At 68.0% G+C, this 21938-nt stretch carries 7 protein-coding genes, 1 tRNA gene and 1 pseudogene; 7 read left to right on the forward strand and 2 right to left on the reverse strand.

From position 1 onward, the window contains the following. The first annotated feature begins 2 nt into the window (after positions 1 to 2). The 3 genes from ACZ6NC_RS19495 to ACZ6NC_RS19505 are packed head-to-tail and all read left to right on the forward strand — an operon-like array spanning position 3 to position 15054. Positions 3 to 5687, forward strand: a complete 5685-nt coding sequence (locus tag ACZ6NC_RS19495) for an Eco57I restriction-modification methylase domain-containing protein (protein ID WP_465734336.1) — start codon at positions 3 to 5, stop codon at positions 5685 to 5687. After that, the gene (locus ACZ6NC_RS19500) at positions 5684 to 12718 is read left to right on the forward strand and encodes a DEAD/DEAH box helicase (protein ID WP_465734338.1); all 7035 of its coding nucleotides are present in this window, start codon (positions 5684 to 5686) and stop codon (positions 12716 to 12718) included. Before ACZ6NC_RS19495 ends, ACZ6NC_RS19500 begins: the two co-directional genes overlap by 4 nt. Beyond that, on the forward strand, positions 12715 to 15054 hold the full coding sequence (locus ACZ6NC_RS19505) for a UvrD-helicase domain-containing protein (RefSeq protein WP_465734340.1): 2340 nt from the start codon (positions 12715 to 12717) through the stop codon (positions 15052 to 15054). The genes ACZ6NC_RS19500 and ACZ6NC_RS19505 overlap by 4 nt, the downstream gene beginning before the upstream one ends. A 254-nt stretch (positions 15055 to 15308) precedes the next feature. Here ACZ6NC_RS19505 and ACZ6NC_RS19510 read toward each other — a convergent pair whose 3' ends face one another. After that, a complete protein-coding gene (locus ACZ6NC_RS19510) occupies positions 15309 to 17894 on the reverse strand; it encodes a GmrSD restriction endonuclease domain-containing protein (RefSeq protein ID WP_465734342.1) in 2586 nt (861 codons plus the stop codon). 738 nt (positions 17895 to 18632) lie between these two features. After that, a complete protein-coding gene (locus tag ACZ6NC_RS19515) occupies positions 18633 to 20048 on the reverse strand; it encodes an NF041680 family putative transposase (RefSeq protein ID WP_465734344.1) in 1416 nt (471 codons plus the stop codon). A gap of 234 nt (positions 20049 to 20282) precedes the next feature. On the opposite strand from ACZ6NC_RS19515, the gene ACZ6NC_RS19520 reads away from it, so the two are divergent. The 4 genes and pseudogenes from ACZ6NC_RS19520 to ACZ6NC_RS19535 all read left to right on the forward strand — a co-directional run bounded on the left by ACZ6NC_RS19520 (position 20283) and on the right by ACZ6NC_RS19535 (position 21871). After that, a complete protein-coding gene (locus ACZ6NC_RS19520) occupies positions 20283 to 20741 on the forward strand; it encodes a hypothetical protein (RefSeq protein ID WP_465734346.1) in 459 nt (152 codons plus the stop codon). Positions 20742 to 20776: 35 nt separating this feature from the next. Then, positions 20777 to 20910 (forward strand): annotated as a pseudogene (locus tag ACZ6NC_RS19525) (IS256 family transposase); the annotation flags it as partial. 60 nt (positions 20911 to 20970) lie between these two features. Beyond that, positions 20971 to 21477 (forward strand): hypothetical protein, encoded by a 507-nt coding sequence (locus ACZ6NC_RS19530; RefSeq protein WP_465734348.1) that lies wholly within the window; start codon positions 20971 to 20973, stop codon positions 21475 to 21477. 317 nt (positions 21478 to 21794) lie between these two features. Next, a tRNA-Met gene (locus ACZ6NC_RS19535) sits at positions 21795 to 21871 on the forward strand. Positions 21872 to 21938: the final 67 nt, after the last annotated feature.

Consider the following 21938-nt stretch of genomic DNA (forward strand, 5'->3'; position numbering starts at 1 on the left):
GCGTGACGTACGACTCCCTGGTCAACGAGGGCGAGTACTTCCCCGCCTTCTACCTCGACGAGATCCTGCCCACGCAGCTCAAGAACGGTCCCCTCAAGCAATGGACTGCCAAGGAACGCGCGGGGGAGGACACCCCACGGCAGGGCCTGCGCAACCTGTCTGCGCCCTATCTCACCGCTCGCGCCGCACTTCGCGACGCTGCGGACAAGTTCAACGCCACCGAGGACGTGTTTGCAGTCGCCGTCCAGCAGGCCGGCGCAGAGGCGCTGAAGTCGCAGCGATCCCTGGAACACGACGAACTGGCCGCCGCCGTCGCGCATGCGAACCGCGAGTCCGGCGCCGCCTGGGCGAGCGACAGCAGCCCCGAGGGTGAATGGCGTACGGCCCTGGCTGGTTGGCACGACCGGCTGCTGCGTGCCCTGGGCTACAACCCTGCTCCCGGCCTGCGCATCGTCCACAGTCCAGCCGGGATCGTGGCAGTGCCCGTCGCCCTCAGCGAGGATCAACTCGTTGTACTCACTGGCGGCTTCGCCACTTCCGTGGATCAGGTGCGCGGTGGCGGGGAGGATGGGAGCGGCGGGGCGGCGGGCCGACTGCCTGCCCCAGTCCGCGTCGGCTCCGGCAAGACCCTGACGACCGTCACCGACCTTGCCGCCTGGCTGCTCAGCGCGGACAATCCGCCGCGCTATGCCTTGCTGCTCTTCGGCGGTGTGATGATCCTCGCCGACCGGGAGCACTTCGCCCGGGGCCGGTACCTCGCTGTCAGCCTTGACGTCGCGCTGCCCCGCAAGGGTGCCAAGGGCGCCAACGCCGGGGAGCTCGACGTCATCGCCGCGCTCTTCGGAGCAGACTCCTTGCGTCCCAAGGAGGACGGCAAAGAGGACGACATCGCCCGCTTCGTCGCGGAATCCCGTGATCACTCGGTCGGTGTCACCGGCGACCTGCGCAAGGGTCTGCAGGCTTCGGTCCAGCTCATCGCCAACGAGGTGCTGAACCTCGTCCGGGAGCAGAAGGTACGGGTCGAGGACCTTGCCGCGTGGCTGCCCGATGTCCTCAAGGAGCCTGGCGACCTGCCCAAGCTGCTGACGACGGAGTCGCTCCGGTACCTGTACCGGATCCTGTTCCTGCTGTACGCAGAGGCCCGGCCGGAGCTCGACATCCTGCCGATGAAGAGCGAGGAGTACGTCACCGGATACAGCGTCAGCCGCCTGCGGGAACTGGTGATCCCGGAGAAGTTGACGGACAGCCGAGCCCGGCGCGGACACCACTTCCACGACTCGCTGGCGCTGCTCTTCGACAAGGTCTTCACGGGCCACCCCGTGGCCGAGACCGTCTCCACGCGTGACGCGATGGATATGGAGGAAGCCGCGGAAATCAGCGGTGACGACGGCCAGGAGGGCGTGCGGATCGAGGCCCTGCGCTCACGGTTGTTCGACCCCATGTCGATAAGGCTCGTCGGGCAGAAGCTCTCCGCGCCCAGCCACGGCGCCGGCGACAGCCCTGAGATGTTGGACCTGCGGTTGCGCAACGATGTCCTGCACAAGGTGTTGCGCCACCTCACCCTGATCGAGGGCAAGGGCCGATACGGCAGGGGCGGCTTCATTTCCTACGCCAATCTGAGCATCAACCACCTCGGTGCCGTGTACGAGGGCCTGATGTCCTACACCGGGTTCATCATGGACGAGGTGAAGTACGAGGTCGCCAAGGGCGGCGACCCGGAGGCTGGGTCCTGGCTGATCACGGGCAGTCAGGTCGCCTCCGGGCGCTACCCGGACACGCCAGGCGACAGCGTCTTCGTGAAGCGGACGGTCAACAAGGAGACCCGCGAGGAGGAGTCCGCGACGTACCCGGTGGGCACGTATGTCTATCGGCTCGCGGGCCGCGACCGGCAGACCAGCGCCTCGTACTACACACCCGAGTCCCTGACCCAGGCCACCGTCGAGCAGGCCCTGCGGTTCCGACTGGACCCGGAGGGGAAGGTCGACCCGAAGGAGCCGGAGAAGGCATGGGTGAACGCGGCGGACGTGCTGCGTTGGCGGGTGTGCGAGCCGGCGCTGGGGTCGGGCGCGTTCCTCAACGAGGCGGTGAACCAGCTCGCCGAGCTATACCTGCGCCTGGCCGAGCGCGAGCGGGGCGTGCAGATCGACCCCGAGGAGTACCAGCGGGAGTTCCAGAAGGCCAAGGCGTACATCGCCCTGCACAACGCCTACGGGGTTGACCTCAACGACACGGCGGTGGAGCTGGCGGAGATCTCGCTGTGGCTCAACACCATGTACCCGGGGATGAAGGCCCCCTGGTACGGGCTGCACCTGCACCGGGGCAATTCGCTCATCGGCGCGTCACGGAAGGTGTATCCGGGAAACGCCCTGCATGAGGGCGGATGGCTCAGGAGTAAGGGACAGGCCGCGCCGAAGGAGGTACCGCTTGGGCAGCCACTGCCTGGGCAGGCGGTGCACCAGTTCCTGCTGCCTGCGCTGGGGTGGGGGTCGGTGGTCGACGACGTGTCGGTGCGCAAGCCGAAGAAGGGCGCGGCCGACCAGACCGAGACGAGTGTGGTGGCCGGGGTCGAGGCCGAGTGGCTCGAACCCGAGATCATCGAGGCGATGACGAAATGGCGGGCGGGGCTTCGCCGTGCGCCGAAGGGTGGGGGCGCGGCGAAGAAGGCTGCGGCAGCGCGGAAGGCGGCGCCTGCGACCGTCATGGCTGACGTGGCGCTGCCGTTCGAGGACGAGCACGGGCAGGGGGCGCTGGACCTTGGGTTCGATACGTGGCAGCAGGGCGCCCTGAACCTCAGCGGGTCGGCAAGCGGCGGGCGGGGGATGGCCGCGGCCAAGCGCGTCCAGCGGACAGAGGTAAGGCAGGAGGAGAGCGAGCAGAGCGCGCAGGTCGGCCGGCTGATGGCGCTTGCCCAGCGGGTCGAGTACCTCTGGCAGTTGGTCGTCAAGCGGCTGCAGCTGTCGGAACAGGAGATCGCTCGCGCGGTGGGTGTGTGGGGCGCGAGTGCCGACGTGCTCGCGAAGACGCGTGTCGCCGCCGGTGGACTGGCCATGGACCGCGACGCGGTGCTGGCGGCACTGCACGCCGAGGGAAGCCCGTACTGGCGATTGCGACAGGTGATGGACGCCTGGTGCTCGCTGTGGTTCTGGCCGTTGGAGGAAGTCGGGCTGCTGAACGGCACCGACCGTGCACGGTACTTCCAGGGTGACATCGATCTGACGAAGATCAAGAAGGGTTACCCGGGACGCAAGACCGCACTGAAGTCCCTCGACGATTGGATCGAGTTCGCCGAGGCCGTAGTGGGGCGTGTGGACGTCGACTCGGGGAAGCAGAAGGTGTCGTTCTTCGAGGTCGCCGAGGTTACCGACCTGGAACAGCTGGACGAGGCGGAACGGAACCTCGACGCGCAGATGATCGACGCAACGGCATGGGAGGAACCGTACGACCTGGGCGACCTGTTCCCTTGGTACGGGACGGCTTACCGGATCGCACGCGAGTGCGGATTCTTCCACTGGGAGCTGGACTTCGCCCATGTTTTTGCGGAGGGCGGATTCGACCTCATGGTGGGGAATCCGCCGTGGGTCAAGCAGGAGTGGAAGGAGAGCGGCGTCCTTGCGGAGTTCGAGCCATGGTTCGAGCTTGGGGAGAAGCCGAGCAATGAGGCGTGGGCAGAGCGCAAAGCAGCCGTCCTCGCTGGCTCGAAGGCTCGGTCAGCATTCCTTGGGGAGCTCGCGAACTCGGCGGCAATGTCGGGCTTCCTGGGATCGGTGGATGCCTTCCCGGAGCTGGTAGGAACGCAACCGGACTTGTATCGGGCGTTTATGCTGCAGTCGTGGCGCGCCATCGGGGAGCGAGGCATCGCTGGGCTGCTGCACCCCTCCACGCACCTGACAGGGGCGAAGGAGGCCGCGTTGCGGAGGGCGGCGTACGGGCACTTGCGGTTCCATGCGGACTTCACGAACGAGCTGCTACTTTTCGCCAACCCAGTGGGAAACAGTAGCCACTTCAGTATCAACGTTTATGGCCGGTCTCAGGACATCAGATTTCAGCACATGAGTTGGTTGCTGCATCCCCAGGTGCTTCTCCGCTCGATGCGCCACGACGGGCGCGGCCCACTTCCAGGTATTAAGCACGACGGTGCCTGGGACCTGCGCCCCCATCGAGACCGCATCATCACTGTGACCCCCGCAACGCTGGCGGACTGGTTGAAGCTGGCCGGTGACGAGAAGCCGCCGCCCGCCCAGGAGGCTAAGCTGCTCTTCCCGGTCACTGGTGCCGAGGAGTCAGCCATCGCCGCCCTGGCAGCGTGGCCGCACCGGCTTCGTGCACTTGGCCCGCGCATCAGCCCCGGGTTCCATGAGAAGAACGACCGGACGGCAGGCTACTTCACCTGGAATCCGGGTCCCGTTGAGAGCTGGAGAGATGTAATCCTGCAGGCTCCGACGATCACCATTGCGACACCCTATGGGAAGCAGCCGCCCCCCGGTGGTTCGAAGAGCATGCGGGACTACGACCCGTGGGACCACTTCAACCTCGCCACCGATGCTGTGCCACGAACCAACTATCGGCCAGCAGGCCAGACCTCGAGGTTCGTTGCGGCCCAGGAGCGTTGGGTTGACTACGACCGGTTTGCTCAACTTCAGTCCAACGCGGCTGCGGTGGCCGCAGCTGAGTCAGATGTAGCCGTGGCCCACCCTGATCTCGATGCGGAGGATCGGCGGATTCTCGCGACGGCGCTGCTTAGTGAAGCTAGCAGGCGTCCGTACTCCGAGTTTGTTCGTGTTGGTTGGAGACGTCGGATCCCCTTGAACACTGAACGCAGTCTCGTCTCGGCCCTCGTGCCTTCCGGGCCAGTACATGTCGACCTGGTCAACACCATGTCTGCGTCCAGCCTCCGAGGTACGGTCCTGGCCGCTGGCTTCATGGCGGCGTTGCCACTCGACTACTACATCCGTGTGACTGGTCTGCGTGACCTCCGGATCAACCAGGCTAAGACACTGCCAGGCCCGACAGGCGGGCATCCGTTGGCCGATTCCCTGCTACTGCGTACTCTCCGTCTAAATTGTCAGACGAGTGCGTTCTCCTCGCTGTGGCGTGAGCTCTATACAGGCTCATGGCAGCAGGACACCTGGGCAGCCTCTTGGCCGGGAATTGGGGATCTTGCAGGCAGCATCACCCCCGACTGGACTGCCACCACACCACTGCGTAGTGAACGTGAACGCCGGGCTGCCCTCATTGAACTTGATGCCCTGGTGTCTGTCTGGCTGGGTATCGGTGCTGACGAACTGGTCGCGATGTATCGCTCACGGTTCCCTGTCCTAGTCCCGCGCGAGGACAACATGTGGTTCGACGCCGCAGGCCGCCGAATCGCGGAGGACTCTGAGGTCCACGGCTATGGCCAGCCCAAGGACGCCTGGAAGCAGCTCAGCTCCCACCCGGACTTCCCGTTCGCGGCGAACGTCCCCACCGGCTACGCCGGCCCTCTCTACCGCGCCAATCGCGAGGTGGAGATGCGCACCGCACACGCCGAGTTCGCCAGCCGCCTGCAGGCCGCAGGCTGGGTACCGGGAGGCTCGAAGCCGGGCCTGTCAGCGGCAGCCGATACCTTCGATCCGAGCGATGAACATTGGGCATCCGAGACATCGCCATCCGAGCGCTCACAGACCACGGGGGGCGGTTCCGCGTCATGAGGCCCACACTCGCTGCGCAGGCGCTGCGCGATACGACCGTCGAGTATCTGACGACGACGTTCGCGTTGGCCGAGCCGGACACGCAGGACGCACTGACAGAGCTCCTCACCGACCCCGCCGACGGGCTGTTCCGTGGCCCGTACCTGCGTATCCGCCGTCCGTTCCGCTCGGCTGACGCCGGCTGGCAGGAGCACCTCGACTGGTGGCAGGACGGCTTCTGGCCGTACGCGCACCAGGCGGAGGCGTTCGCGCGGCTGACGACCAAGGGTGGCCACACTCCCTTGCCGACCCTGGTGACCACTGGCACCGGCTCGGGCAAGACGGAGTCGTTCCTCGTGCCCGTTCTGGATCACTGCCGCCGTGCCCGGTTGCAGGGCCGCGGCGGGATCAAGGCGATCCTGCTCTACCCGATGAACGCCTTGGCCGGTGACCAGGCGGACCGGCTCGGCGATCTGCTGGAGGATCCGCGTCTGGCGGAGGTCACCGCAGGGCTCTACATCGGTGAGGCGGGCGCCTCGCGTGCCGCCTCACCGTACAAGCGAGTCATGGTGGACCGGCAGGAAATCCGGCGCAATCCGCCGGACGTCCTGATCACCAACTACAAGATGCTGGACCTGCTGTTGCAGCGTCAGCATGACGCCCCGCTGTGGCTCGACGCAGACCTCGCCTACATCGTGATCGACGAGTTCCACACCTACGACGGTGCCCAGGGCACGGACGTGGCGATGCTGCTGCGGCGACTGGCCGCCGCCGTGGGAGCCTCCGAGCCGGGGCGCCCGTTGGGCGGGATCTGCCCGGTAGCGACGTCGGCAACCTTGGGCGAGACCCCAGCCGCCGCCAAGCCGGCTTCACCCGACACGGGAACCGTCTTGCCCAGGGGCGTCACGTCGGCCCGTCCGATGCTGGACGTCGCCTCGCAGGTCTTCGGCGTGAGGTTCCCCGACGACGCCGTGGTCGGGGAGGATCGGCGCGACCTCAATTCCTTCCTGTCTCAGCTCGACCTGACGCTCCCTCAGCCGACCCCTGCTGTTCTGGCCGCGCTCCCCGACCCTGCCCGCGCGCCGCACGCGCTGGACCGGATCGCCGAGGCCGTCGTCGGCTGCGATACCACCGACCAGCGTGAGCTGGGCAGCCGCCTACTGAAGCATCCACTGGTCCATGCCTTGTTGCGCGCTGACGTCGACGCTCCATTGACGTCCGCCGAAGCTCTCGCTGCGTTTGATCCCACCTCCGCCTGGCGTACCACCGCTGCCCAGGACCCGACCACGTCCGCCGCCGCGCTGGCCCGCCTGATCGCGCTCATCTCGGTCGCCCGAGACCCGTCCGCGCCCGCCGACCGCGAGCGCCCGCTCCTGCTGGTGGAGACGCATCTGTGGGTGCGTGCGCTTTCCCGCGTGCTGCGGTTCATCGCACCCGAGCCGGTGTTCTCCTGGTCGGACGCCGACCAGGCCGCGATCACCAGCCAAAGCGCCCGACCGCAGCGAAGCCAGAGCCAAGCCACCCACGCAGGTCGTCTCCCGTCCGTGTACTGCCGCGACTGCGGCCGATCCGGGTGGGCGGCGATCTCCCCGGAGCGCAACCCAGCTGCGCTTATCAATGATCCCGATGAGATCTACCGGCGCAGCGCCGCGGGCGGTCCGATCAAGGCACGGGTGCGGGCGTTGGTGTCCGCGACGCCGGCCGAGGCAGCTGAGCAGGCTCGAGCCATCCTGCAGCAGCGTGAGCGCCGGGGGCGCAGAGCCGCCAGCCATGACGCGACTGTCCTGGTCCTGGAGAATACGGGCGAGGCGCTTCGCCGCATCGACCCGGACGAGGTTCTGCTGGACAGCGGGCTGATCGCGACTGCGCCGGAGAACGGCGTCTACGTCCTCGCCTGGTTCGACAATCCTGAGGCCGACGACTACTCGAAGAACGAACGCTGCCCGGCCTGCGGCCAGGCGCAGGGCATTCGCTTCCTGGGTGCCGGTGTCGCTCCGCTGGCCTCCGTGGTTGTGACCCAGTTGTTCACCGGTGGTGAGCTGCCCAGTAAGGATGCAAAGGGCAAGGATCGCCGTCGAACTCTGATCTTCAACGACTCGGTGCAGGACGCCGCGCACCGGGCCGGGTTCGTGGCTAGTCGAGCCTGGAAGTTCTCACTGCGCTCATTGATCCACGAGCAGCTGCGGTGGCGTGCGCTGGACACGGACGACTACCGCGAGAACGGCCTACCGCTCAACGAGTTGATCGCCTCGCTCGTGAGTCGCGCCGCCGTGCCTGAGGAGAACCTGCTGGCATCCGTCGTCCCGCCAGATCTGCACGATGTGGACCGAGTGGCACGGCTGCTGGACAAGAAGAAGCGCATCCCCGCCAGCACCTGGACGTTGGTCGGTGAGCGCTTGGCGTTCAACACCCTTCTGGAGTTCGGACTGTACTCCCGGATGGGCCGCACTCTTGAGCTCACTCGGACCGTCGCCGCCGAGGTCTACGTCAAGGACCCGGCTCGGGCAGCGAAGACCGCCGAAGCGCTTCTCCAGGTGCATCTGGACCGCCGCCAGGTCCTGGACGGGATCGACGACCCGGCCGCTGCGGCGATGAAGCACCCGCTGCCGCCGGCCGGGATCGACCGCGACCGCCGCTTCGAAGGCTACGTCCGTGGCCTGCTGGAGCATCTGCGGCAGAGCGGTGGCATCCAGCACGCCTGGCTGCACACCTACGTCGACGAGGAGGGCCGCACCCGCTACCCCGTCTGGACCGGCCGCCCCGAGGGCATGCCTGCCTTCGGACGCGGCTCTGACGCGCCGTCGTTCCTGCTGGTGGGTTCCCGCTCGGGGCGCACCGACTTCGAGCGGGCCGACTCCAAGGACAGCTGGTACGCCGACTTCACCCACCGCTGCCTCGGACTGGACCACAGCGAGGCTGCCGCCTACCTGGCCGACCTGGTACCGCGGCTGGCCGGAACGGACATCGAAGCGCTCGCGCACCGGCGCACTGGCGAGGGGCGTTCGGGCGGCCAGAACCACGACCATGGGGTGTACGGGCTGACGGCTGGTCATGTCCGGGTGCGTCCGCTGGACGACAGCCAGACCGCCAAGGCAGCTGTGACCTGCCCCGAGTGCGGGTGGACGCAGACCGTTCACCCGGACCGGGTTCCGGTGTGGCAGGGACTGCCTTGCCCCCTTAAGCGCTGCGAGGGCGCACTGGTGATGCCCTCGTCCAGCGCAGAGGGGCGCGCGGCGCGGGACTTCCGCTCCGACTACTACCGTCGACTGTATCGGGAGTCCGAGCCCTACAGCGTGGTCGCCGCCGAGCACACCGGTGTGTTGACCCGCAAGGAGCGCGAAGCCGTCGAGAAGGGCTTCCGGCAGGGCAACGGCCGCCACACCGACCCCAACGTGCTGTCCTGCACGCCGACCTTGGAACTCGGGATCGACATCGGCCAGTTGGAGGCGGTAATTCTTGCCTCCCTGCCGTCGTCCACTGCGGGATACGTCCAGCGGGTGGGCCGTGCCGGGCGTTCGACCGGCAACGCGCTGATGGTGAGCATCGCAGACACCAGTCCGCGTGCCCTCTACCACCTCGCCGATCCGCGCCAGCTCATTGCCGGGCGCATCCTGCCCCCTGGGTGTTTCCTCTCCGCGGTGGAGCTGCTGCGTCGCCAGTACACCGCCCACCTGGTCGACCTCACGGCCCGGGGCCGAATCGAGGGCATCCTGCCGTTGCCTGACCGGGTCACCGCGCTGTTCGGCCGCACGGGCTGGCTCAAGACCTTCGGCAAGGCGGTAGCCGGGCGGATGGACCTGGTCGAGGAGTTCCTCTCTCTCTTTCCCGACATCGACGGCGTCCTCGACGCCGGCGTGTCCCGCGACGCCCGCAAGGCCCTGCGCCGATACGCCGAGGCCGGCCTGCAGGTCGCGCTCACGAAGGCCGAGGACGCTTGGGAGGCGGAGCGCGCCGAACTGCTGGACCGCCGCGCGATGATCAACGAGGCAGCCGACAAGCTCCAGGAGAACGTCGAGGACGAGGCCCGCGAGAAGCGCAACCTGGAGCGCGAAGCTGCTGGCGTCAGCCGCCGTCTGGACGAGCTCGGCCAGGCCAGCGCGCAGAGCTTTCTGGTCGAGCAGGGCCTGCTGCCCAACTACAGCCTCGTCGAAGACGGCGTGCACTTGGAGGCTACCCTCAGCCACAAGGAGCCCGCCCGTAAACAACGGAACTCCGACGCCGAAGACGACCAAGCGACCTCGAAAGCCCGGTGGCGCACCGATCTACGTACCTATAAGCGCCCCGCCGAGGCCGCGCTCACCGAACTCGCGCCCGGCAACGCCTACTACGTACGCGGCTACCGGCACGAGATCGACGGCTTCGACCTCGGCCCGCGCTCCCGCCGCTCCGAGAGCGGCACCTCAGAAGGCGTACAGATCTGGCGGGTATGCCAGGACTGTGGATATGTGCGAACCCGCGACGCCGAGAGCAACACCTCCACGTGCCCGCGTTGCACCGGTACCGGCATCGGCGGGCGGGCAGCCCTGCAGGCCGTGATCGTGCCCCGCAAGGTCACCTCCCGTGACAAGCGCGACGACGCCCGGATCATCGACGACCACGACAGCCGCCGCAGCGGCGTCTACACCATCGCGACCGCCGTCGACGTCGACCCCGCCGCGATCAAGGAGACCTGGCGGCACACCAAGGCCACCTTCGGTGTGGACCACGTCCGCGAGGCCGTCATCCGGCGCTTCAACCTCGGGCCGGCCAAGTATGGGCGCCGACCCGACACCGCGTTTGCCGGGCAACCTGTCACGGTCACGGGCTTCACCGTGTGCCCGATGTGCGGAGGAGCGACCGAGCGCGAGCCAGGCAATGCGCCTGTACAGGAAGTTCTCAGCGAATCCTTGGCCGGACGCCCTGACCTGGCCCACCATCGCCCCTGGTGCCCCACCCGCAGCCGCAGCCACCCCCAGCAGCCCGACGACCGGCGCGTCATCACTGCCACCGAGCACCGCACCGAGGCCCTGCGCATCTTGCTGCCTGCCGCCACCCTCCAAGTCCAGGAACGACTGGCCTCCTTCTCCGCTGCTCTGCATCTGGGCATCGGCCTGCGCTACGGCGGCGACCCCGCCCACATCCGCTCCACGACCAGCACCGAACCCGACCGCGATACCGACCTGACCCGCCACTACCTCGTCCTGTACGACGCCCTCGCCGGAGGCACCGGCTACCTGCAGCGCCTGGCCGACGCTGACGGCGAGGAATTCCGAGCTGTCCTCGCCGCCGCCCAGCAGGCCCTGCGCGCGTGCCCCTGTGTGGAGGGGCAACGCCGCGCCTGCCATCTGTGCCTGCTCGGCCATGCCCCCCAGCGCGACTACCGACTGCTGGACCGTCAGGAAGCTCTGTGGATGCTCGACGAGCTCCTCGGCCCCGACGGCCACAGCCGCTGGAGCGTCCGGAAGGAAGGGACCGGCGAAGCACGGCAGCGGTTCGCCAACCAGGCTGAGAGTGACCTGGAACGCCGCTTTATCGAAGCCCTTGACCGCTGGCTCGCCGATCCTGACAACCACGCCGTCCCGAGCCACGACGAGACACCAACCGGACGCGCTGGCAAGCAGTTCACGGTGCACCGAGGCGACCCGGCGGGCCCGTCCGTCCACTGGGAGCTCGTAGCCCAGAAGTACTTGCCCGAGCACGCCACACGCCCCGACCTGTTGCTGCGCCCGGTGGCCGGCGACACGACGGGCGACGGAGCCCCGCCGCTAGCGGTCGCGATCTACCTCGACGGCTACCGCTGGCACGCCTCCTCGAAGACAAACCGCATCGCGGACGACGCCGCGAAGCGCGCCCGACTGCGCGCGGACGGCACCCTGGTGTGGCAGATCACCTGGGATGACGTCATGGCCTGGGAACAGAGCCTCCGCGGCGCGACGAAGCCCCGCCCCGACGACGTCGACGCCCCCGTCAACCCCCTTGCCGCAGTGATCGCCGGGCCTGCCGCCGACGCCGCCTGGCCCCCGTACGACACCACGAGCGACGCCAGCCCTGGTGGCAAGGTCCGCGCGCAGTGGCGCAAGGCGAGGCGGGACCCACTCGAGCTCGACGAACTGGTCTACGCCGGAGCCATCCCCTCACTCCTGGGATTCCTGCGGAACCCTGACCTGGCACGTTGGCAGGACCTCGCCGTCCACGCCGTGGGCGGCCTCCTGTACGGGGTCCGCCCCGGCGACGCCGTGGACTCCCAGCCCGCCGCGGCCACGCCTTGGATAGAGGCCGCACTGCGCGACGAGACCCGGCCACCCGTCACCGGCAACGGCCTCAAACTGATCGCGGTCCGCGACGCCTCCGGTCTCCCGCTCACCTTGATCGCGGACCGGTCGAAGGGACTGCGCTGGAGCGGCCTGGCCGTCCTGGATGACCGCACCCAGGCGGTGGCCGGCGATCGCGCCGAACACCGCCGCCGCTGGAAGGCATGGCTCTGCTGGGGCAACCTGCTGCAGTTCCTCGACCCGATCGGCACGGGACGCGCTGACGGCTTGCAACTCGCCCGCTCCGGCCTCGACGCCTTCGACGCCGGACTGCTGGCTGCGGTATCCAGCGCTGCAGCTGCGGACCAGGCCACCGGGCTACTGGCCGCGTTGCGCGACAACAACCCCGGCACCGGTCTGACCTTCGCACCCCCGGCCGAGCCCGAACCTGGACCGGCAGCCGCCGACCAGACGCAAACCGAGCTGGAACGTGCCTTGTGGCAGATCGTCCTCAAGGAACTGTCCTACACGGGCGACCCCGACGTCGGCGCCCTTGCGCGCCTGCTCGCCGATCGCAAGGGTGCCCCGGTAGCCCGGGCAGGCCTGGACATCGTCGGCGTCGAGCGGCCCATCGAGCTCGCCTGGCCCGATCACAGGATCGGCGTAGTCCTGGCCGAGGACGCCGACGACCACGCCTACATGGACCAGTGCCGCAGCGCGGGCTGGAACGTGCGCGCACCGGGCGACTGGACGATCGACGAACTCCTCACCCTGCTCAGCGAGCCGACCGAGCCCACCCCCACGTCCGGAGGTGGACGGTGAACAAGATCAGCGCCCAGGTCACCGTCTCACCCCAGGCCCACCAGGACATCCGCCGACTGGGACGCGACGCCAAGGACGCCCTCGGCGACTTCGTTCGCCGACTACGCGCCGACCGCACCAACCGTGCGCTGCGCTTGCTCCCGTTGCGCGCGGCCGGCGACAACGGCCAGCTGTGCACGGCTGTGCTCGACAGCACCCGCATGGCGCTGCTCCTGGAGACTGAGGAGAACCGCTTCACCGTTCTCGCCCTGCGCGAAGGCTCCCTTGCGCACGACGAGCTCACGCGCTTGACCGTCGACATCAACCCGGTCTCCGGCGGAATCGAGCTCGTTGACCAGGCCGAGGTTAGTGCCAACGTCGTCGCCCTGCCCGAACGCCCCGAACCAGCGGCGGCTCAGGAGTCGGACTCGCCGTCGCAGCCGACCCAAAATCTGCCGGTACGACTCTTCGCGCGCTTCGACGACGCCACGCTCACCAGCCTCGGCGTCATTGCCTCCCTGCTTCCCGCACTTCGCAAGCTCACGGACGCACATCAGCTCGACGCCCTGCTCGCTCACAATCTTCCTGAGCTCACCAAGGACGTCCTGCTCGCCCTTCACGGCGGTATGGACCCCGACAACGTGCGCCAGCACATCACCAGCCAGTGGAAGGCCGACGAGCAGGTCGACCCCCACGACTGGGCCCAGGCAGCCCGTCGCCCTGTCTCCCAGGTCAGCACCGAGGACGGCGCCGTCCTCGACGCGCTCGGCTCCAGCTTCGACGCCTGGCGGCTGTTCCTGCACCCCGAACAGCAGCGCTTGGCCACCGCTACCTTCAAGGGGTCGGCAAAGGTCACCGGAGGCCCTGGCACCGGCAAGACCGTCGTCGCCCTGCACCGTGTGCGCCACCTCGTCGACCAACTACAACCGGGCCACACCCGCCCTGTTCTGCTGACCACTTACAACACCAACCTCGCCGCTGACCTACGGCACCGCCTCCAGCTTCTCGGCGGCCCCGAACTGCTGCGGCGCGTCGACATCAAGTCCGTCGACCAGCTCGCCCGCGAGGTCGTCGAGGAGCAGCCGAGCCTGCGACTGGGGCGGCCGATCGATGACGAGACGGCACTGAATCTGTGGCACACCGTGTGCACCGAGGCAGGCGAGTACGAGTTCGACGTGGAGTTCCTCGACTCGGAGTGGAAGCACGTCATCCTCGCCCAGGGTTGCGGCACCTGCGCCCAGTACATGCGTGCCCCACGCAAGGGGCGCGGCCAATTCCAGCGCTCCCAGCGCGCACGCGTCTGGGCCCTGGTCGAGGCGTACCAGACCAAGCTCGCCGAACCGCCGCTCCAGACCACCTACGCGCAGATCGCCGACCAGGCCGCCCGCACGGAGGAACACCGGATGTCCCGCGTCGAGACCCAGGCGCAGTACAAGGAGGAACACGGCGGCCTGGACCTCGTCCACCGCGAGGCCGGCAGCGGAATGTGGCTCAAGCCCCGTTACCAGCACATTGTCATCGACGAGGCCCAGGACCTCTCCTCCTCCCACTGGCGGATGCTGCGCGCCATGGTCCGGCCCGGATCGAACGACATCTTCCTGGTCGGCGACGCGCACCAGCGCATCTACGCACACCAGGTCGTCCTGGGCCAGCTCGGCATCAAGACCCCAGGCCGTGCCTCACGCCGCCTGACGCTGAACTACCGCACCACCCGTCAGATCCTCGGCAGCGCCCACGGCCTGATCACCGGCGAGACCTTCGACGACCTCGACGACGGCATCGACACACTCGACGGCTACCGCTCGGTGCTCTCCGGCCTAGCCCCGCAGCTCTACCGGGCACCCGACTGGCAGACCGAGATGCGGACCGTGGCCGCCCTCATCAAGGAACGCCACGACCAGTACGGCACTCCATACGAGGCGATGGCCATCAGCGTCCCCGACGGCGCTTCGGCAACTCAGATGGCGCTGACCCTGGCCCATCTACCGTTCTCCATCCCGGCCACGCAACTGGGCAAGGACGGCCCACGAAGCCATGAGGGCGTACGGATCGGAACCATGCACCGCTTCAAGGGCCTCGAATTCCAGCGGGTGTTCCTCACCAGCGTCAGCGACGGACAGGTGCCGCACCAGCGGATCGAGACCCATCGCCTGAGCAACCCCCAGCGTTACCGTCAGGAAGAGCAGCGTGCCCGATCGCTTCTCTTCGTTGCCGCCACCCGTGCCCGCGACGAACTTGTCATTACTTGGAATGGCAAGGCCAGTCGTTTCCTCCCCAAGGACGCTGCCCAGCAGGCCATCAACGCCACCGACCTATTGGCAGGTGAAGGGCCGCCGTCCAGCTCCGCCGCCGCCTGAACACCGAGGCGACACCGATCCCTATCCCACTGAGGGTTCCGCCCCGATGGACTCCTGGCGGATTCCTCAGCGCGGGGGCGGCTTGTCATCCTGCGAAGGCGGGCTCATGGGCGGGGCCATTTGGCCCGCGTGCAGGAGGTAGGCCTCGCTGTACTGGGTGGCGTGCTTCCGGGCACTCCTGGCTTGTTCGCCCCGTGAATGAGGTGCAGAGTTTCGCCAGGTAGTTCCAAGAGACCGCTGGGAGAGGAGGCCTCTCAACCCTGCCCCCTTCGAACCTCCTTTGAGAACCAAGTGAGGGCGTCTCGAAAGCGTTCGAGGCCGGCGCCGGTCAGGAAGTCGATCGGGAAGCTGGGACGGCGGCGGCGGAACTCTCCGACATCGACGTTCAGGTGTACGCCCGGTACTGTGTTGATTCGGTCGAGCAGCCCTATCAGGAGCTCGGGCCGAGTGAACGGGTCCCGGCGGCTGAGATGCTCGAACACCACCTCGACCCGGCCGGAGCGGGGATAGATCGCGACTGGCCAGATCTCACCCTGGGCGCCACCTCCCTTACGAAGCATCGGGAAGCAGCTCGTCTCCTCGGTCGATCCGTAGCTCAGCCAGCCACCATCCGCCTCCCATGCGGACAGCAACGCGAACACCCCGTCTGCGACATCAGGCTGATGCTCAATCAGCAGCGACCGGAATCGGGCAGGACGATCGGCAGCCTCGCCTCGGTCGGTGGTCGAGGGAGTCGTGGAAGGTGCCGCCGCTTCGGGCGCCTCCATCCCCGCGAGCCCGGCCAGATCCACCGGGTACAGCCGCTGTGCGAGGTCCGCCCGGGCACCCTGGAAGCGGACTCCCTCGCGTTCGAGCACCTCCCGCTGCGTCTCGGTGCGCCCGTCGAGCCAGGCGAACTCTGGGGACGGGACACCGGAGGCGGTCAGAACCCGGTGTGGATTAGGAATGCCTCGCCGTGTGGCCAGGTACGTTCCGAGCGGCCGGGGGTGGGTGCCGATGACTGCGGCAACGTCCCCATACGTCGTCCAATATCCGGCTGGCATCCCTGCCAGGATCTGACGGAGCAGGGTCCATTCGCTGCGTTCGTCGGTCTCCTCGAAGCCAGCAGGCAGGGGACCGGGCCAGAGTTCCGCGGCGCGGTCGGCGAGGCGCTCGGCCCTGGCGAGGATCTCAGCCTTGCCCCAGCGATCGGCCGCCGCGATCTCGCGGTTCATGCGCAGGGCACTGGAATCAAGGATCTGCTGCTTGCGCTGGAACAGATGATTCGAGAGCCGCCCGTTCTCGCCGGTCAGAGTGAGGTTGCCCAGAGTGTGTAGGAGGAGCTCATGCAGCTCCTCAGGACCTTCCTCGTCGGCGACCTCCTCCGCGAGCAGCTCGAGCCATTCAGGCGGCGGCGCCTGCGGCAGGACGTGCTCGATGGTGAGACGGGCTCGCGCGAAGTCCACAGGTTCCGCGGCCGCGTAGCTCTCCTCAAGGCGTCGCAAGACGAAGAACCGCTGCTCATGCTTTCCCCGCCAGTAAAACGGCTGCGTACGCACGGCGTCCCGCAGCTGGGCATCGGTCGGCCAATAGCGACGCGGCCCTGAAAGGTACCGGCGGACGGCCTCGGCCAGCGGCCGGTCCTGTTCGAGCTCGGAAGGAGCTGAGGCGAGCACGCGGTTGAGGTTGTTCGTCCGGACATAGCAGATCATGCGCCGCACAAGGAAGCTCTCGACATAGGAGAGAGCCTGGACGGCCTCGTCAGGCTCGGTCGCGCCCTGCTCGACCCGATCGAGGATGTGGAGTGCCAGAGGGTAGTGGACCCCGCTGCCCCACTCGTCCAGGCGCTTCAGCACCTCGCGCAGGCCAGGATGGGGCTCGCGGGCTGGTTCGGTGAGACGCAGCAGAACTGAGCCCAGGCGGCGGAGCCGAGCGACCTCGTCTCGAAGGGCCGGCTCACCGCCGGAGGCAACCACGGCCGAGAGCCGGCGCTGCTGCAGTACGAAGACCTCGCTCTGCTTCGCCCTGCTGTCCCCATGCAGGATCAGGTCCAGCCACGCCAGGGTCACCATCCGGTCGGGCCCGAGCTCCGTCTGCATCGGCAGCCACAGCTTCTCGTAGACCTCCTCGCTCAGCCTGGGAAGATTCATGAACACGTAGTTGCGCAGCAGGTCCGCCTGGGTCAGCGGGACGCCAGTGTTATTGAGCGACTCGAAGATCCGGTAGACGTTGTCACGGGGACCGGCTGTGATGCTGACCAACGACAGCCGGTGCCTGAGCGCCAGGTCGACGAACCGCACAACCTCCCAATCGCCAACGGGGTCGTACTCGGCCAGCGCCGCGCGGAAGAACCGATAGGCCGTACCGACGTTGTCCTCCCCACCTGCCGTCGCCTGTCCGTCGACGCACGCCAGGTAGGAAGGGCGGTCGGCCTGCGTCGGTAGGAGCCGGTACCGGTCCAGTCCGGTGAAGTCCTCCTCGTTGATGAGGTAGCGGCGGTGAATCAGGTCCGCCTTTGGAGCGTCGAAGATGCGGACGTGATCGCGGAGGGCGCACGCGAGCAACATCAACGTGGTCAGCCGCTGCTGGCCGTCGATGACGACCCACCGCTGCACCGTGTCCGGAATTGGAGGCCGGGGAGCCAATACCAGGGACCCGAGGAAATGCCGAACGGGCTCCTCGCAATCCGGGGCAACGGCTCCGGGTTGCGGAGCGGCCAGTTCCGCAGCCTGCTCGATCAGGTCGCTCCAAAGGCGCTGGTGATCGTCCCGGGTCCAGCTGTAGGTGCGCTGGTACAGCGGGATCTGGAACTGGTTGTCGCCCTGAATCAGGCGCTGGAACGTGGTCTCTCTGGCATCCATGACGCGGTGGCCCCTCCCCAACCGTGCTCGTGCCCGCCCCTGGCGCGGACACGGCGTAGCCCCTAAACACAGCGCCGAACTCCCGGTCCGCGGGGGCATGGCGGGGAGAGCAGCTGATCGACACCGTACCCGTAGCCCACGACAAGGCGAGCTCAACCACGGATGTTGCCGTGGTTGTCATGGCACCGCGTCCGCGAAGAACGGCGCGAGCCCGACTTTCAAGCCATGCCACCGCGGGACACCAGCGACTCGTACTGCGGGGCTGTGACCGTGAGCCAACCAGCCCCGCTGGCACCCGTGATCAAGCCTGTCCGAGCCGGATACTGCTCCACCGACCGAACGCCATGCCCGTACCGGGCGCCCGGCTGTACCCGGGCGGATGGTCCTGCGATACCCGTTCTCGGTTCTCGGTGATCTATCAAGCGGATGCTCCCACTTCGGACGGGCCGATGTGCGCGTCGTCCTACGCCGTGAAGCGCAAGGGCGGCGGCGAGACGGCTCGGGACGGCGTGAGTCCTGTCGGGCATGTGGCATATGGACCAGGCGGTCTGGTCGACGAGATCCTTGAAGTGAAGCTCCTCGGACAGGATTTGATTGGTATCAAGGGGGCACATCCTTAACTTCCGGATCTACCGAGGGAAGGGCCATTTGAGGCCGCCTTGCTCAACAAGGCTTAGCTTGTTGTTTTACCTCCGGTGATCATCTTCTGTTGCGTTCGGATTCTCGTCTGCCTGTTCGCTACTGGTTGGTGACCAGGGCGAGTCCGATGTCGTAGATGGGGGCTCGGCGGCGGTTGGGCCGGCCGGGTGGGCGCCCGGGCCCGGGGCGGGAGGGTCGCGCAACAGAGGTGGGGCAGGGCAGGCGCGTGCGGATGTTGCGGAACCCGCGCCGGACCCGGGCGGGGGTGAGCCGGTCGGCGGGCTGGGGTCGCTCCCAGGGCCGCCGGAGGTCGGCGGCGAGGGGTCTGGCGAGGCGGAGCTGGGTGTGGGCGGCCAGGGCCAGGTGGGTCCAGCGGTCGGCCGCGGCGGGATCGCGCAGGCGGGGGCGGGTCCAGCCCAGGGTCTGCTTGAGGAACCGGAAGGTGTGTTCCAGATCGAAGCGCCGCAGGAACGCGTGCCAGGCGGTGTCGGTGTCCTCACCGGAGGGTGTGGGGTCGGAGAACCACAGCCAGACCGGCTTCGGAGTGCCGCCGGAGGGCAGGTGGTCGACGTCGAGGCGGATCAGGGTCCCCTCGATGGTGGGGAGTTGGCCCTGGTGGTCGCTCCAAGCGGAGCGTCGCCAGACACGTGGGTGGAGGCGGTGCCAGGCGCGGATGCGGGCGGTGCCGTAGCGGCGGGTGGTGTGCTCGTTGTCACTGTCCGGATCGCGCCAGGTCGTAGGGTCGGCCAAAGCGAACCGGGTTCCGTGGCGCGGGGGTTGGCCGCCCTTGGGGCCCACCCGGTAGTCGTCGGGCGCGGGGTTGAAGAAGACGCGGTCGGAGCGCATCCGCACCACGATCTGGACGGGTAGGTCCCGCAGCAGCCAGGCCAGGCGCGGGCCGTCGTAGCCGGCGTCTGCCACGATCAACACTGGTGGGTCGCCGAGCTTCCAGTGTCCGGCGTTGAAGATGCCGCGCAGGACCTCGCGCAGCTGGGCAGCGGTGACGGCCGCGGTGTCCGCGCCGGGTTCCAGGCGCTGTGCGTCCAGCAGGGCCGTCCACGAGGTCGAGCCCTCCTCCAGGGCGGCAACGAAGGAGTACGGCCAGCCGGGCACCATCTCGTGGGTGTTCTCGCGTCGGCCGTAGGTGTGGCAGAACGAACGGGCGTCACTGGTGTTGGCGTCCGGACGCAGCCACGCGGAGACGTCGACGGCGAGAACGATCCGTCCGCCCGGCCCTCGCGGAAGGCTGCGGGCGGCGATGGCCGTCCTCAGCCTGGCCGGATCCAGCTCGCCCCGGGTCAAGGCGGCGTAGAGGGAGCCGTGCGAGCGGCGGTGCTCGGGTGCCAGCGTCAGCTCGACCAGGGCGCGGACCGGCCCGTCGGCGCACAGCAGCGCGTCGGCCACCTCGAACAGGGCGTCCGCTCGGCGGGGCATCGCCGCGTACAAGTCCAGCCGAAAGGAGGACAGTTCCGCAATTGCGTGCTGGCGAACGGCTTCATGGGCGACACTCGACACCGACGACCTCCGGCTCCGTTGTGCGACTCGACATCACACAGCGTCAGGCGGAGGTCGTCTCCACGTCCGGAAAATCCCCATGTGGGTGACCGGATCGAACATCTCGGAGTCGATCACCGGAGGTAAAACAACAAGCTAAGGGAGGCACCTCGTGGACCCGTCCGCCGGACGGCCAAGGCCAGGATCAGCCGAAGGCGTGACGAGCTGTCAGTTCCGCAGGGCAGACTGTCGCTCATGCCAGAAGCCGGGCTCGACGCCGCCGCCAACTCCCTGCGGGCCTGGCTCAACCGCCAGCAGTTCACTGACCTGTCCACCCCCGAGGTGACCGCCTTCTTCACCAACTCGGTGGCCGCCTGGGCCACCGACCAGGGATATGAGGTCCAGCGGGAGGTCAACCTGCCCACCGCCACCCGGCAGGGCCGGACCGGGCGCCTCGACCTGCAACTGCGGCACCGCTCCGGCAAGGGACGGCTGATCAGCATCGAGGTGGACCGGGGCACGAAGGCGTGGTCCCTCGACAAGCTCGTCCAGGCCGCCGAGCTCGGCCACCTGGCACTGTGGCTTCGGTGGAGCCGCACCCCCGTCACCCTGCCGATCCCACCTACAGTCCGGCTCATCCGGGCCCAGGTGCTCAAGCGAACCACGCTCACGCGGGCAAAGGTCCATTCGCTCCAGCCGGACAACTGCGGGTAGTAGGCCGGTAGGCCGGTCCGAACCCGGCAGCGGGGAGGGCCACCCGCGGCGCCGGCAGCCCGGCAGCGGTGCTCGCGATGGTGTTCAAGCTCGTCCAGGCCGCCCAGGCCCATGGCGCGCGATCACCGGTGCCCACCTCGTCGAACGCCCCAAAAACCTCGCGGCATGAACGTGCTCAGCTGACACACTGAGGCCGAAGCGCAGAACCGCACGGAGGACCCGGACGCCCATGCTGAACCCACTCGACGCTCCAGGCGCGGTGTCAGTCGCAGCTGAACCGCTCGAGGAACTGCTCGACGACTGCAACTGGGGGGTGTCGTCCATAGGCCTGTTCCATGTGGTCCCAGTAGCTGGGGTGACACCCGGTCATGACTGGCTGAAGGATCTCGCTCAAGCCGTGTGCCACCCGGGGGCCGGTGGACACCAGGTAGGACCGTCGGTCGTCCCGTTCGAGTCACCAGGGGCCTGGCGGGACATATTCCGCCGACAGGTGATCGACGGGTTCATGCACTCCGCCCAGAGGTTCTCGGACCCCAACGTGCGTACGCCCGCTGAAATCCGGGGGGCAGGCGAACTCGCCGATAGCGTCGCCGACGTCATCGAAGCACATCTGGGGCCTGTCCGAAGCGCCGGCGACGTCAGCGGCCCGTACCTGCGCGACGACATATGGTGCCGCAACCTGCTGTTGGTCACCGACAGCTGGGCCACCATCCTGCATCTCGGGTTCTCCGACTGACCGAGCACGTCCCCGTCAGCTGCGGCCGCCGCCGACGGGCACGGCTGTGGTCGGTGCTGCTGCCGGCGTGCCGGTGGGAGTCTCGGCGACCGCCATGGTGCTGCCTACGGACCTAGGACGAGCCGACCTGGTGGGACCATTTCCTCGGCTACCTCGCCGTGAACGTCGGGGGCATCACGGTGCCGCCCTGGCGGCTCGGGCATGTCACGGTGTGGGCGACCCTGGCCGTGCGCGCCCGCCGGAGGCCGTGGACCCGACAGCGGGTAGCTAATGGATTTCCGTTGCTGCCCTCGGTGCCGTATGGTCGGTGCTTCCGACGCGGGGTGGAGCAGCTCGGTAGCTCGCTGGGCTCATAACCCAGAGGTCGCAGGTTCAAATCCTGTCCCCGCTACCAAGAAGGCCGGGGGGGGGGGGGACACCGGGGGTTTCACCCCGTCTTGTGTGTTGGGGGAGTTGCGGCG

The sequence above is a fragment of the Kitasatospora sp. NPDC041988 genome (assembly GCF_055588525.1).